This is a genomic window from Sphingopyxis sp. (assembly GCF_016704835.1).
Classification (GTDB): Bacteria; Pseudomonadota; Alphaproteobacteria; order Sphingomonadales; family Sphingomonadaceae; genus Sphingopyxis.
In genome coordinates this window covers 181,939-195,694 of the sequence record NZ_JADIZJ010000005.1, presented here as the reverse complement: position 1 = coordinate 195,694, position 13,756 = coordinate 181,939, and the positions used below count along the sequence as shown (strand labels likewise).

Annotated in this window: 11 protein-coding genes and 1 pseudogene; 4 read left to right on the top strand and 8 right to left on the bottom strand. The window is 63.2% G+C overall.

Features of this window, described 5'->3' with window-relative positions; genetic code table 11:
• Nucleotides 1-64: 64 nt before the first annotated feature.
• Both IPF76_RS10490 and IPF76_RS10485 read left to right on the top strand, forming a co-directional pair.
• Nucleotides 65-1,267 carry a DUF1343 domain-containing protein gene (locus IPF76_RS10490; protein WP_293843253.1) on the top strand — a complete coding sequence of 401 codons (1,203 nt, stop codon included), beginning with the start codon at nucleotides 65-67 and terminating at the stop codon, nucleotides 1,265-1,267.
• Nucleotides 1,268-1,286: 19 nt separating this feature from the next.
• Nucleotides 1,287-2,531: a Xaa-Pro peptidase family protein gene (locus IPF76_RS10485; RefSeq protein ID WP_293843251.1), complete on the top strand. Its 1,245-nt coding sequence runs from the start codon at nucleotides 1,287-1,289 to the stop codon at nucleotides 2,529-2,531.
• 42 nt (nucleotides 2,532-2,573) lie between these two features.
• Here IPF76_RS10485 and IPF76_RS10480 read toward each other — a convergent pair whose 3' ends face one another.
• The 3 genes from IPF76_RS10480 to IPF76_RS10470 all read right to left on the bottom strand — a co-directional run bounded on the left by IPF76_RS10480 (nucleotide 2,574) and on the right by IPF76_RS10470 (nucleotide 5,527).
• On the bottom strand, nucleotides 2,574-3,428 hold the full coding sequence (locus IPF76_RS10480; protein ID WP_293843249.1) for a DUF817 domain-containing protein: 855 nt from the start codon (nucleotides 3,426-3,428) through the stop codon (nucleotides 2,574-2,576).
• Nucleotides 3,421-4,227, bottom strand: a complete 807-nt coding sequence (locus IPF76_RS10475) for a lipid II flippase Amj family protein (protein ID WP_293843247.1) — start codon at nucleotides 4,225-4,227, stop codon at nucleotides 3,421-3,423. Before IPF76_RS10475 ends, IPF76_RS10480 begins: the two co-directional genes overlap by 8 nt.
• Before the next feature lie 121 nt (nucleotides 4,228-4,348).
• Nucleotides 4,349-5,527 (bottom strand): VWA domain-containing protein, encoded by a 1,179-nt coding sequence (locus tag IPF76_RS10470; RefSeq protein WP_293843245.1) that lies wholly within the window; start codon nucleotides 5,525-5,527, stop codon nucleotides 4,349-4,351.
• Nucleotides 5,528-5,834: 307 nt separating this feature from the next.
• On the opposite strand from IPF76_RS10470, the gene IPF76_RS10465 reads away from it, so the two are divergent.
• Nucleotides 5,835-7,232, top strand: coding sequence for a methyl-accepting chemotaxis protein (locus IPF76_RS10465; RefSeq protein WP_293843243.1), 1,398 nt, complete (start codon nucleotides 5,835-5,837; stop codon nucleotides 7,230-7,232).
• Nucleotides 7,233-7,278: 46 nt separating this feature from the next.
• Here the strand turns inward: IPF76_RS10465 and IPF76_RS10460 are convergent, their stop codons facing one another.
• From IPF76_RS10460 to IPF76_RS10450, 3 genes are all read right to left on the bottom strand, one after another.
• Nucleotides 7,279-8,124: a MoxR family ATPase gene (locus IPF76_RS10460; protein ID WP_293843241.1), complete on the bottom strand. Its 846-nt coding sequence runs from the start codon at nucleotides 8,122-8,124 to the stop codon at nucleotides 7,279-7,281.
• A gap of 102 nt (nucleotides 8,125-8,226) precedes the next feature.
• A complete protein-coding gene (locus IPF76_RS10455) occupies nucleotides 8,227-8,850 on the bottom strand; it encodes a hypothetical protein (RefSeq protein ID WP_293843829.1) in 624 nt (207 codons plus the stop codon).
• 303 nt (nucleotides 8,851-9,153) lie between these two features.
• Nucleotides 9,154-9,450: a PspC domain-containing protein gene (locus IPF76_RS10450; RefSeq protein ID WP_293843239.1), complete on the bottom strand. Its 297-nt coding sequence runs from the start codon at nucleotides 9,448-9,450 to the stop codon at nucleotides 9,154-9,156.
• Between the two features lie 199 nt (nucleotides 9,451-9,649).
• Between IPF76_RS10450 and IPF76_RS10445 the strand changes: the two genes are divergently transcribed.
• On the top strand, nucleotides 9,650-9,784 hold the full coding sequence (locus IPF76_RS10445; RefSeq protein ID WP_293843237.1) for a hypothetical protein: 135 nt from the start codon (nucleotides 9,650-9,652) through the stop codon (nucleotides 9,782-9,784).
• A gap of 14 nt (nucleotides 9,785-9,798) precedes the next feature.
• Here IPF76_RS10445 and rpoD read toward each other — a convergent pair.
• Together rpoD and dnaG are read right to left on the bottom strand one after the other, a co-directional pair.
• Nucleotides 9,799-11,826, bottom strand: a pseudogene (rpoD, locus tag IPF76_RS10440) (RNA polymerase sigma factor RpoD).
• 31 nt (nucleotides 11,827-11,857) lie between these two features.
• On the bottom strand, nucleotides 11,858-13,738 hold the full coding sequence (dnaG, locus tag IPF76_RS10435) for a DNA primase (RefSeq protein ID WP_293843234.1): 1,881 nt from the start codon (nucleotides 13,736-13,738) through the stop codon (nucleotides 11,858-11,860).
• Between the last annotated feature and the right edge of the window lie 18 nt (nucleotides 13,739-13,756).

Genomic DNA, 13,756 nt, shown 5'->3' with positions numbered 1-13,756 from the left:
AACCCGATTTCCATCATCCCGATTGCTTTGCGCTCACGCTTGCGGCACCGGGCGCGGCATGACGATGACATTCGGAATCGATCGCCTGCTCGCCGATCCCGCGCTGCGCGCGCCGCTGGCGGGCCAGCGCGTCGCGCTGCTCGCGCATCCCGCCTCGGTCGCCGCCGACCTGACCCACAGCCTCGACGCGCTCGTCGTGGCAGGGGTAAATGTCACCGCGGTGTTCGGACCGCAGCATGGGGTACGCGGCGACCTGCACGACAACATGATGGAGTCGCCCGACTTCACCGACCCCGTGCATGGCGTTCCGTGTTTCAGCCTCTATGGCGAAGTGCGCCGCCCGACCGGCCAGTCGATGCACACCTTTGACGTCGTGCTGATCGACCTCCAGGATCTCGGTTGCCGCATCTACACTTATGTCACAACCCTGCTTTACATGCTTGAAGCCGCGGCGAAACACGGCAAGGCGGTGTGGGTGCTCGACCGCCCAAACCCTGCAGGGCGACCCGTCGAAGGGACGCTGCTCCGTCCCGGCTGGGAGAGTTTTGTCGGTGCGGCGCCGATGGTGATGCGCCACGGGCTGACGATGGGCGAAATGGGGAGCTGGTTCATTCGCCACTTCGATCTCGACGTCGATTACCGCGTGATCGAAATGGAAGGGTGGCGCCCCGCCGTCGGCCCAGATCATGGCTGGCCCAGCGATCGCGTGTGGATCAACCCCAGCCCCAATGCCGCGAACGTCAACATGGCGCGCGCCTATGCCGGCACCGTGATGGTCGAGGGCGCCACGCTCAGCGAAGGCCGCGGCACGACCCGCCCGCTCGAAATTTTCGGCGCCCCCGACATCGACGCCAAGGCGGTGATCGCCGAGATGCACCGCCTTGCGCCGCATTGGCTGGCAGGGTGCAAGCTGCGCGATATCTGGTTCCAGCCGACCTTTCACAAACACGCCGGCCAACTCAACAGCGGCGTCCATATCCATGCCGAGGGGCCGTGGTATGACGATGCGTCGTTCCAGCCGTGGCGGGTGCAGGCACTGGGGTTCAAGGCGATCCGGTCACTCTATCCGGCTTACCCGATCTGGCGCGGTAAGGACTTCAAATATGAATACACCGACGATGTGCTGGCGATAGACGTAATCAACGGCGGTCCGGGCCTGCGCGAGTGGGTGGATGATGCAGCCGCGGCGGCGGGTGATCTCGATGCAATGGCGAGGCCCGATGAGGCAGCATGGCGCGATGAAATTGCGGACGTCCTGATTTACTGAACGTGGAAGGCGGAAGACGATGCAGCGCAGGCAATTTCTTGGCACCGCGGCCCTCGGCGGGCTGGGTGCAACGCTGCCTTTGTCGGCATGGGCCGCCGACACCAGCGGACTTCCCAATCTGGCGGCCAACGCGGTTCCGATTGGCGCTGCCGAGCGCTTGGCGCGGATCGCCAGGGCGGCTCAATTGCTGCGCGCCGAGGGCATGGACGCCCTGCTGATCGAGCCTGGTTCGAGCCTGGTCTATTTTACAGGTGTCCAGTGGTGGCGCAGTGAGCGACTGACCGCAGCGGTGCTGACCCGCGAAGGCGAGATTGCGGTGGTGACGCCATTTTTCGAGGCACCGTCGGTGCGCGAAAGCCTGGGCGTCGAGGCCGAGGTGCTGACGTGGAACGAGGATGACAATCCGCTCGCCGCCGTCGCGACATGGCTCGGCAAACGCGGGCTGACCAAGGGCAAGATCGGCGTCGAGGAAACGGTGCGCTATTTCGCGGTCGACGGGCTTGAAAAGGCGATGGCGGGCGCGACCGTCGTCAACGGCGCGCCGGTGGTGCGCGGGTGCCGGATGCACAAATCGCCTGCGGAAATCGCGCTGATGCAGGTCGCGAACGATGTCACCATCGCCGCCTATCGCCATACCGCGCCGCGGATCGAGGCGGGGATGACTCCCGCGCAGATCGGCGCGATCATGGCCGCCGCAACGCGTGCGCTCGGCGGCAAGAGCGAATTCGAGCTGATCCTGCTCGGCGAAGCGAGTGCCTATCCGCACGGCAGCGGCAAGCCGCAGGCAGTCAAGAGCGGCGAGGTCGTGCTGATGGACTGCGGCGCCACCATTCACGGTTATCAGTCCGACATCTCGCGCAGCTTCGTATATGGCAAAGCCAGCCCGCGCCAGCGGCAGGTGTGGGACCAGATGCGCAAGGGACAGGATGTCGCCTTTGCCGCGGCTAAGCTCGGCACCCCCGCGGGCAAGATCGATGACGCGGTGCGTGCTTATTACGAAGGCCTGGGCTGGGGTCCGGGCTACAAACTCCCCGGCACCTCGCACCGCACCGGCCACGGCATCGGCCTTGATGGGCACGAGCCCGTCAATCTGGTGCGCGGCGAAACGACGAGACTGGCGCCGGGCATGTGCTTTTCGAACGAGCCCGGCATCTATATTCCGGGCGAGTTCGGGATCCGGCTGGAGGATTGTTTCCATATGACCGACAGCGGCCCGAAATGGTTCAGCGATCCGCCGCCGTCGATCGACCAGCCGTTTGCCTAAGTTTCCCCTCCGTTGCTGGGAGGGGAGAGTGAGGCGGCCGCGCTACGGATGATCCGGCGCTTGCGGCCGCTGCACCAAACTCACCAGCACGAACGAGATGATCATCAGCAGATACCAGCTGCCGAGCTTCTCGACCCCCACCATGTGCCAGCTGGCATCCTGACTCGGATAGGTCCACGCGCGCGCAAACGTCCCGATATTCTCGGCGAACCAGATGAACAGCGCGACCAGTCCCCAGCCGACGAGCAACGGCATCGGGCGATGGACATGGAGCGGGCGGAACCACACCTGACAGCGCCAGAACAGCAGCGTGGTCACCGCAAACAGCAACCAGCGGATGTCGTACAGCCAATGATGCGCGAAGAAATTGACATAGATCGCGGCGGCGAGCGCGTAGCTGGCCCATACCGGCGGGTAACCCGTGTAGCGGAAATCGAAGATCCGCCAGACGCGCGCGATATAGCTGCCAACCGCGGCATACATGAAGCCCGAGAATAGCGGCACCGCGCCAATGTGGAGCAGGCTCGCCTCTGGATATTGCCACGATCCCGCGGCGGTCTTGAACAATTCCATCACCGTGCCGACGATGTGAAAGATCAGGATGACGAGCGCTTCCTTCGGCGTTTCAAGCCGGAAGGCGAGCATGCCGAGCTGGATCAGCACCGCGCCGATCGTGATCGCGTCATAGCGATGGAGCGGGGCATCCGCGGGCCAGAACAGGTGCGTGCCGAGCAGCAGCGTGAGCATCAGGCCGCCGAACAGGCACGCCCAACCTTGTTTGAACCCGAAGACGAGAAATTCGAGGAACCAGCCGCGCGGTCCAGGCTCGACGGCCATTGCCTCGAGCCGCATTCGGACGGCGTGGAAGCGCGACTGGCCGCGCGGCGCGTCAGACATAGACGGCGACCCAGGCGATTAGCAGCGCTGCGGGCAGCAGCAGCGCTTGCGCCAGGATCGTGCCGGCGAGGCGGCTCAGCGAGATGAAGGTGATCGCGCGGCGGAACTCCGCCTCATCGACCTTTCCCTCGACCGCGTCGTCAGTCATCACCGACAGTTGCGGGTCTATAAAGGCGAAGAGCAGGATCGTCGCAAAGCCGTTGATCAGCGCCGACAGCTGCGACGCGGTGACGCGGAATTCAGGCGCCAGATAACCCGCGTAGAGCGAGGCGACGACGCCCACGGCGAGCAGCGACTGTGCGAGACAGTTGGCGATCAGTACACCCCAGCTGATCCCCTTTGGCATCTTCCAGCCCTTGAGGTGCGCGAGGCTGGGGACAGTCAGCGATCGGCGCAGCGTGCGCAGTCCGCTCGGGCTTATCGCCTTTGCCACCAGTTTGGCGGTCGAACGATTGGCCTGATACCAGCCGATTGCGGCGGCAAACATGCGCTGTCCGGTGGGGACGAGGAGGATACCGATCAGCGTTGCGACGCTTGCCGCAGCGAGCACCAGCTGCATGTCGATGAACAGCGAGGCGCCGTTGCCGTCATGCAATCGCGTTTCGATCCGTTTGGCGAGGAAGGGGCCAAGAAAGCTGTTCGAGGTGCGCGAAAAGAGCACGAGGATGTTGAACAGCGCAAACGACATCGCAATCCGCCGTGTCCGAACGCCTGCGATCCGTGCGGCGTAAGCGAGCGCGCCGATGAGGTTGATGAAGCCGGTGAGCAGCAGGATGGTGACGAGCGGGAGGTCGATCATGAGGCGTCTCTAGCGGATGGCGGCTCGTATAGGAATCGTCATCCCGGCCAAAGCCGGGATCTCGTCGGTGCGTTCATTCGACAGGGTGAGATCCGGCCTTCGCCGCGATGACCCATGGGGCTCAATGCTTGCGCGTCAACTCGCGCATCGCGTCGTCGAGGCCCGACAGGCTCAGTGGATACATGCGGTCGTTCATCAGCTGTTTGATCAGTTTCACCGACTGGGTGTAGCCCCAATGCGCCTCGGGCACGGGATTGAGCCACACCGCGGCGGGATAGACTTTTGTGATCCGCTGGAGCCAGACCGCGCCGGATTCCTCATTGAAATGCTCGACGCTGCCGCCGGGATGGGTGATTTCATAAGCGCTCATCGACGCGTCGCCGACAAAGATCACTTTATAGTCATGGCCATATTTGTGAAGGATGTCCCACATCTGGTGGCGTTCGGACCAGCGGCGCTTGTTGTCCTTCCACACGCCTTCATAGGGGCAGTTGTGGAAATAGAAGAATTCGAGATTCTTGAATTCGGTCGTCGCGGCGCTGAACAATTCTTCGCACAGCTTGATGAACGGGTCCATCGAGCCACCGACGTCGAGAAACAGTAACAGCTTAACCGCATTGCGCCGTTCGGGGCGCATCTTGATATCGAGCCAGCCCTGCCGCGCGGTGCCGTCGATCGTGCCCGGAATGTCGAGCTCGTCGGCGGCGCCCTCGCGCGCAAATTTGCGCAGGCGGCGCAGCGCGATCTTGATGTTGCGGGTGCCGAGTTCCTTGGTGTTGTCGAGATTGGCGAACTCGCGCTTTTCCCAGACTTTCAGCGCGCGTTTGTGCTTGCTCTCGCCGCCGATCCGCACGCCTTCGGGGTTGTAGCCCGAATTGCCGAAGGGTGAGGTGCCGCCGGTACCGATCCACTTGCTGCCGCCCTCGTGGCGTTTCTGCTGTTCCTCGAGCCGCTCTTTCAGCGTCTCCATGATCTTGTCCCAGTCGCCGAGCGCTTCGATCGCCGCCATTTCCTCGGGCGTGAGGAATTTCTCGGCTACTGCCTTCAGCCAGTCGGCTGGGACGTCGACCGGGTTCTGGCCATAATCGGAAATGATGCCCTTGAAGACCCTGTTAAACACCTGGTCGAAGCGGTCGAGCAGGCCTTCGTCTTTCACGTAGATCGCGCGCGACAGATAGTAGAATTGCTCGGGACTGCGGTCGATCACCTCGCGGTCGAGCGCCTCCAGCAGCATCAGATGCTCTTTCAGGCTGGCGGGAATGCCCGCGGCGCGAAGCTCGTCGAGAAAGCCGAAAAACATGGGGGAGGCGTATCGCGTCGCGGCGTGCGGTGCAATCACTTTACGTAAACGGAAGGTGCGGAACCGCTAACACCAGTCGCGGACCTACACTGTCGTCGTCGCGGACTGGAACCGGGATCCATCCGATCTCAAAGCGTCAGGCTGCGCAAGGGGTCAGGACCCGCGATCAAGTCCGCGGTGACGAAGCTATTGAGACCGCTTCTCACCCTAAAGCCGCATTCCGCGCGCGGGGTCAGCAGCGCCCATTGACCCCCCGTTAACCATTATCGGTCATCACTCACGCATGATTCCAAATGTGGGTGCGCGCATGAAATATGATCCGATCAATCCGGCAGGACCGGTGCTCGACCAGTCGGTCGCCGGCGACTGCGGCGAACTCGCCGTGGGGTGCAGCGAGGCGGCGGGGCGCATCAAGCGGTCGACCGACCAGATGGACCGCCAAATCGACGAGCTTGGCCGGCTTGAGGACTTTGTCGTGAGCCTCGAGGCCGACCAGCGCCAGATCGCCGATTCGACCGACGAAGCGAAATTGCTCTCGGCGCGCGCTTGCGAACAGCTTGATACCGGTGCCGAGCGCGTCAACGCCGCAGTCACCGAATTTCGTTCGGTCATCGATCTGGTCGCGCGGCTGGGTACGCATGTCACCAACTTCGCCGCGGTGATGGAGCAGGTGCAGCAGGTTAGCCAGTCGATCGAACAGATCGCCAAGACCACCAACATGCTCGCATTGAATGCCGCGATCGAAGCCGAACGCGCTGGCGATGCCGGTCGCACCTTTGCCGTCGTCGCCGCCGAGGTGAAAAAGCTTGCGCAGAACACGCGCGGCGCGACCGACGAAATCCGCCGCAGCATCGGCAGCCTCGCCGCCGAAGCCGGCGGGCTGGTCACCGAAATCCAAGCCGGGGTTGAGCAATCGAGCCGTGCCGAGGTGCAGTTTGAAACGATCACCGATGCGCTGCACGACGCGACGCACCTCGTCGCGCTGCTCGACGACCAGAGCGACCGGATCGCACAGTCGAGTGCGATGGTGCACGCCAATGGCGCGAAAGTCCGCGAGGCGGTTGACCGGGTGGTCGGATCGGTGCGCGACAATCGCACCACGCTGGAAGGTACCCGCACCTCGATCCTGTCGATGGAGCACGTGTCGAACCGCATGTTCAACGCGGTCATCTCGGCGGGGGTCAGCCCGCAGGATTCGGCGGTCGTCGAGCTGGCGGCCAAGGTGCGCGACAAATTCGTCGCGCTAGCCGAGCGTGCAATCGCCAACGGCGATCTGACGATGGAGCAATTGTTCGACACCAATTATGTCCGCGTTCCGGGGTCGAACCCCGAACGCTTCCGCACGACCTTGTGCGATTGGGCCGACGCCAACTGGCGGCCGCTGTTCGACGATGTCGTCGCGAACCATCCCGAAGTGAAGATGTCATCGGCGGGCGACATGAACGGCTTCCTGCCGACGCATATCACCGCATGTTCGCGCGCTCCAACCGGCGACGTCGCGCACGATACCGCCTATTGCCGCAACGGCCGCATCCTGTTCGACGATACCGACAAGGCGGCCAAGCGCAGCAGCGCCTCCTTCTTCATGGCGGTCTATCGCCAGGAGGGCGACGGCACCAACTATGTCACCGTGCGCAACGTCTATACCCCGGTCGTCATCAACGGCCGGCGCTGGGGCGATGTCGAGGTGGCGTACCAGCTTTAGAGTTTTTCCAGCCCGATACGAACGAATGCAGACGTAGCGGCGGTCCTCAGCTCCCCTGACGCCGTGCCATGAATGCCAGCTTTTCGAACAGCATCACATCCTGCTCATTCTTGAGCAGCGCGCCGTGGAGCGGCGGGATCGCCTTGCCGACGTCGCGGTTCTGGAGGACTTCGAGCGGCATATCCTCGTTGAGCAACAGCTTCAGCCAGTCGATCAGTTCGCTGGTCGAGGGCTTTTTCTTGAGGCCCGGCACGTCACGGACTTCGTAGAAAATGTCCATCGCGCGGCTGACGAGCGTCTTCTGGATCCCCGGAAAATGGACGTCGACGATCGCGGCCATCGTGTCACGGTCGGGGAATTTGATATAGTGGAAGAAACAGCGACGCAGAAAGGCGTCGGGCAGTTCCTTTTCATTGTTCGAGGTGATGACGACGATCGGGCGTTCCTTCGCGGTCACCGTCTCGTCGGTTTCATAGACATGGAAGGCCATGCGATCGAGTTCCTGGAGCAGATCGTTCGGGAATTCGATGTCGGCTTTGTCGATCTCGTCGATCAGCAGCACGGGCAATTTGGGGCTGGTGAACGCCTCCCACAATTTGCCCTTGCGGATGTAATTGCGGATGTCGTGGACGCGCTCTTCACCCAGCTGGCCGTCGCGCAGCCGCGCCACCGCGTCATATTCGTACAGCCCCTGCTGGGCCTTGGTCGTCGACTTGATGTTCCAGGTGATCAGCGGCGCGTCGAACGCTTTGGCGATTTCTTCGGCCAGCACGGTCTTTCCGGTGCCGGGCTCACCCTTCACCAGCAGCGGACGGCGCAGCAGCGTCGCGGCGTTGACCGCGACCTTCAGATCGTCGGTGGCGATATAGGCGCTGGTTCCATCGAAACGCATGGGCTCGTCTTTCCCTTAACGTGAACGTCAATCAAGGGCGGGCATAGCGAGGCGAGGGGGAGGGTGCAAGCTTGTCTCCCCTCCCGCAAGCGGGAGGGCAATTTAGGAAGTCGCCCGGCTCGCCGCGCGCGCTGCCATCAGATCCCACAGCCCGCTATGCTGGGTGATCAGCTGCTGGGCGCCGAACAGCATCGCGCGTTCGACTGCAGGGCTGGCCGCCACCGTTCCGGCCAGTCGCGCCGTGTCGCGCAGGTCGGGCAGGGTGCAGGTCGGCGGCGTCATGTCGAGCCGCTGGGCGCTGATGTCGAGCAGGACGCGGATCGTCCGCCAGTCGAGCGTCAGCGCGATCGCGGCGCCGACGGCGCAGCCGTGGCGATCCGATTCGGCGAGCATGTCGATCGCCTTGCGCTGCGCGGCGACCGCGGCCTCGCATTGCGCCTGGCCCTGGGTGCTGGGCACCGGGCCGACCGCCGAAGCGATTTTCGACAGAAAGGCACGTTCCTGGACAAAGGCATCGGCGGCTTCGTCCATCCATTGGCGCGACGCCGGGTCGACCGCCTTGCGCGCGGCATTGTCGATGACACCTGGGTGGCGGCCGTGAAGGAGGCAGAGGAAATGGACGGCATCGGCCAGATTGCGCATTGCTTGCGCGCCGCTCGACAGCGCGCCGGCGCGGACGTGCGGATGCGCGCCGGTGCCGTCGCTGGCGACCAGCGAATCGAGCATTTCGGCGACGCCGCGCGGCTGTAGCAGGGGCTGGGTCGATTGGCTCAACGCGTTTTCCTCGCCTGTGGCGCGGGCCGCAAAGGCCAGGCCGGGGAATATCAACGGTCAGTCATAGGGCAACGTCGTAAACGTCACGTTTATACGCGAGCCTCGATTTGTACCGGCGCTGTTTCAGTCAGGGACAGACGCAAAGGGACCGGAAAGCCCCGGGGGAAGCTTGCCGGTCCATGCGATCGCGTCCGTTGGACGCCATCTGCGCGGGTAGGCCGGACGCGGGGAGAGGGATTGTCCGGCCGGTTCCGCTCAAGCTGCGAGCGCGAACTCCTCAGCCGGCTCGCTGGGCTGCGCATTATCTTCGACCGTGGTCAATGCCGGGGCTGCGGTTGCAGCGGTTTTTGCCGGGAAGAGCAGGCGCGAGGCGAGCACTGCGCCGCCAAGTGCGAAATAGCCTATGAAGGTCTGGACCGGGAAGAAGAAGATTGGCGCGACGAAGGCGAGGCGCAGCCACAGCGGGTTGAAGCCAAAGTCCTGGCCAACGGCCTCGCAGATACCGAAAAAGGTGTCGCGGCGGTTGAAAAGGTTGGTGGTTTCGTTTTCCATCTTCTTGTCTTTCTCTTGGGCGGCGAGCACTGCCTCGCGCCGATGCCGGATGCATCGCAAAGGCCGTGCCAATTTGAGCAATCCCCCAAATATCCGAGCTTTTTGGGGTCGGTCGCGCTGAACCGCCCACTCTGGATCATGAAATCATTCCCATCGATTGGGAATGATTGCCATCTGATAGGCAGCGCCTGAACCGCTGATGAAGCGCGCCGCATCTGGTGACGACAGCTACCTGGCGTTCAAATATGAAGATTTAAAGAGGATCGGCGCAAAAAATTGTGCGGCGCAGCAGAAGAAAAAGGCGGCCCGTTGCCGGACCGCCTATACCATATGAGCGGAAGCAAAAGCTTATTGGTCGAGGAATGACCGCATCTTGCGGCTACGGCTCGGGTGCTTCAGCTTGCGCAGCGCCTTCGCCTCGATCTGGCGGATGCGTTCGCGGGTCACGCTGAACTGCTGGCCGACTTCCTCGAGGGTATGGTCGGTGTTCATCCCGATGCCGAAGCGCATGCGCAGCACACGCTCTTCGCGCGGGGTGAGTGACGCCAGGACGCGGGTTACCGTCTCTTTCAGGTTCGACTGCACCGCGGCGTCGACGGGGATGACCGCGTTCTTGTCCTCGATGAAATCGCCGAGGTGGCTGTCTTCCTCGTCGCCGATCGGCGTTTCGAGGGAAATCGGCTCCTTGGCGATCTTCATCACCTTGCGGACCTTTTCGAGCGGCATCGACAGGCGCTCGGCCATTTCTTCAGGCGTCGGCTCGCGGCCACTTTCGTGGAGGAACTGACGGCTGCACCGCACCAGCTTGTTGATCGTCTCGATCATATGGACCGGGATGCGGATCGTGCGCGCCTGGTCGGCGATCGAGCGCGTGATCGCCTGACGGATCCACCAGGTCGCATAGGTGCTGAACTTGTAGCCGCGGCGATACTCGAACTTGTCGACCGCCTTCATCAGGCCGATGTTGCCTTCCTGGATCAGGTCAAGGAACTGCAGGCCGCGGTTGGTGTATTTCTTGGCGATCGAGATCACGAGGCGCAGGTTCGCCTCGACCATTTCCTTCTTGGCGATGCGCGCCTCGCGCTCGCCCTTCTGGACCATGTTGACGATGCGGCGGAATTCGGTCAGGCTCATGCCCGCCGCCTGTGCAATTTCCGAGATTTCGATGCGGATGCGGTCGACCGCGCCGGCTTCATTTTCGGCGAAGGCGGCCCATTTTTTGTCGATCTTGCCGACACCGTCGATCCAGTTCTCTTCCAGCTCTCGCCCGACATAATTGTCGAGGAACGCCTTGCGCGGCACCTTGTGACGCTCGGCGAGGCGCAGCATCTGGCCGCCGAGCGCGGTCAGGCGGCGGTTGTAGCTGTAGAGCTGATCAACCAGATATTCGATCTTGGTGTTGTGGAACTGCACGCTCTCGACCTGCGCGGTGAGCTCCTCGCGCAGCTTGTGATATTTCTTTTCCGACGCCGAAGGAAATTCGCCGGCGGTCGACAGCGCGTCGAGCCGCGTTTCCTGCAGCTTTGAAAACGCCTTGAAGCTCTTGGTGATGTTCGCGAATTTCTCGAGCGCGTCGGGCTTGAGCAATTCTTCCATCGCCGCGAGGCTCAGCGTGTTGTCTTCCTCATCCTCTTCGAAGGTTTCGCGCTTGCCCGACGAACTTTCGCCGTCCTCGTCATCCGACTCAGCGGCGGGTTCTTCTTCAACCTCGTCCTAGTCCTTGAACGACACGCCGGCGGTCTTTTCGCTGATTTCGCCGTCGTCTTCGGCGCCTTCTTCATCGAGATTTTCGGGCGCCGGATCTTTCGACAGCATCGCTTCGAGGTCGACGATTTCGCGCAGCTGCATGTCGCCGTTGTTCAGTGCGGTCGACCAGTCGATGATCGCGTTAAAGGTCAGCGGGCTTTCGCACAGCCCCAGGATCATCGTGTCGCGGCCCGCCTCGATGCGCTTGGCAATCGCGATTTCGCCTTCGCGCGACAGCAATTCGACCGCGCCCATTTCGCGCAGGTACATGCGCACGGGATCGTCGGTGCGATCGACCGTTTCCTTCTTCTTTTCGATCGCCGGGTTGGACACCGAACCGGTGCCGGCGCTGACATCGACTTCGTCGTCGGGTTCGGCGTCGGCCTCTTCCTGCACATCCTCGTCGCTTTCGACGATGTTGATGCCCATGTCGGAAATCGCCGACATGATGTCCTCGATCTGCTCGGACGACATTTCGTCCTGCGGCAGCGCCGCGTTCAGCTCGTCATAGGTCAGGTACCCGCGCTTCTTGCCGCGCGCGATCAGCTTTTTGACGTCGGCCTCGTTGAGGTCGATCAGCGGGCCGTCGGTATCGGTTTCGGTTTCGGCTGCGGTGTTCTTGGTGGCCATATTTGTTCCTGCCAAAGGGGCAATCAGTGGGTCAGCCTTGGCTGCTGTCGGACAGCGCGGCCAGGCGGCGGGTCAATTCCTCATCCATCGCGCGCAGTTTTTGCTGCCGCGCATGGCCTTCGTCGTCCATCGTGCGCATGTAATCCGCGGTGGCTTCGGCAAGCCGGGTGCGAATTTCAGGCTGGGTCACCAGCACGCCGATATATTCATCCAGGTCGCGAAGCGCCGTTTCCCGCGCTGCATCAACCTCTTCGCCGTCAAGCCTGCGATTGAACGAGAAGTGCATTCCGTCGGCTCTGAGCAATGTCGTCGCCCTATTATACACTTTCATTGGCTCCAATATGGCAAGCAAGCCCTCGCAATCAAGCCCTTCTTGGCTTCCGGCGCTGTCAAGCATAACCCGGAGCAGTTCGGCATCGCTGGAATCGGCGACCGCGAGCCGCGTCAGCGCCTCTTCGTGGCGCCGGATCGCGGCGGGATAGCGCAGCAATCCGGCGATCAGCGCCGCGGCATAATGGCCGCCAATGCCGATCTTGCCGATCGATCTGGCTTCGTCGACAGGAGGTTGGAGGCGCGGGTCAGGGCCAAAGCGGCGATTGCCGCCGCGCTGGGGCTGCGGCACCCATGGAACGCGCGCGGTCCGCTCGGGCTGCCTGCGCGCGAACAGCGTGTCGATCCGTTCGCGGAACGCCTCACGATAATGGTGGCGGACATCGGCGTCCTCGATCGCGTCGGCGTGCGCGAGCAGCCGGGTCTTGAGCGCGGCGCGCTCCTCGGGCGTCGCGAGCGGTCCGGCGGCGACCTCATGCGCCCAGAGGCGTTCGACGAGCGGCTGGGCTTCATCGAGCAGCGCGGTAAAGCCCTCGGCGCCGCGGGCGCGAACAATGTCGTCGGGATCCTGCCCGGGCGGAAGGATCGCGAATGCGAGGCTGAAACCCGGACGCAGCAATGGCAGCGCGCGCATCGCGGCGCGCATCGCCGCCTTTTGCCCTGCCGCATCGCCGTCGAAGCACAGCACCGGCACGGGCACCATCCGCCAGATCAGCCCGAGCTGCGCCTCGGTCAGCGCGGTGCCGAGCGGCGCGAGCGCATCGGCAATCCCCGCCTCGGCGAGCGCGATGACGTCCATATAGCCTTCGACGACGATGATCCGGTTCGTCTGCCGCGACGCGGGCGACGCCTTGTCGATGTTGTAAAGGACGCGCCCCTTGTCGAAGAGCGGCGTGTCGGGCGAGTTCAGATATTTGGGCTCGCCATCGCCCATTATGCGCCCGCCGAACGCGATAACCCGCCCGCGCGCGTCGCGGATCGGGATCATCAACCGGCCGCGAAACCGGTCATAGGGCTCCTTGTCGTCGACCGCGATCAGCATGCCAGACTCCACCAGCATCGCGGTCGGGAATTTCTTGAGCGCCTCTTTCGATGCGCTGCGGCTGTCGGGCGCGAGCCCGAAACCGAACGCCCGACGCGTCGGGTCTGAAATGCCGCGCTTGGCGAGGTAATCGCGCGCCGGCGCGCCGTTGCTGCTGTCGAGCTGCTGCGTGAACCAGTCGGCGGCGCCCTGCACAACATCGCGCAGGCTGGCCGCCTCCTCAGCTTTTTTCGCGGCGCGCGGGTCGGCGGCGGGGACCTCCATCCCGGCCTCGGCGGCGAGCTCCTTGACCGCGTCCATGAACGACAGCCCGCGCTGGTCGGTCATCCAGCGGATCGCATCGCCATGCGCGCTGCAACCGAAGCAGTGGTAAAAGCCCTTTTCGTCGTTGATCGTGAAGCTGGGGGTCTTTTCGCTATGGAAGGGGCAGCAGGCTTTGTATTCACGCCCGGCGCGGGTGACCTTCACGGTGCGGCCGATGAGCGTCGACAGCGTGATCCGCGATCGCAATTCGTCCAGCCATTGCGGGGTGAGGGTCATGCCTTCGATATGCCTCTG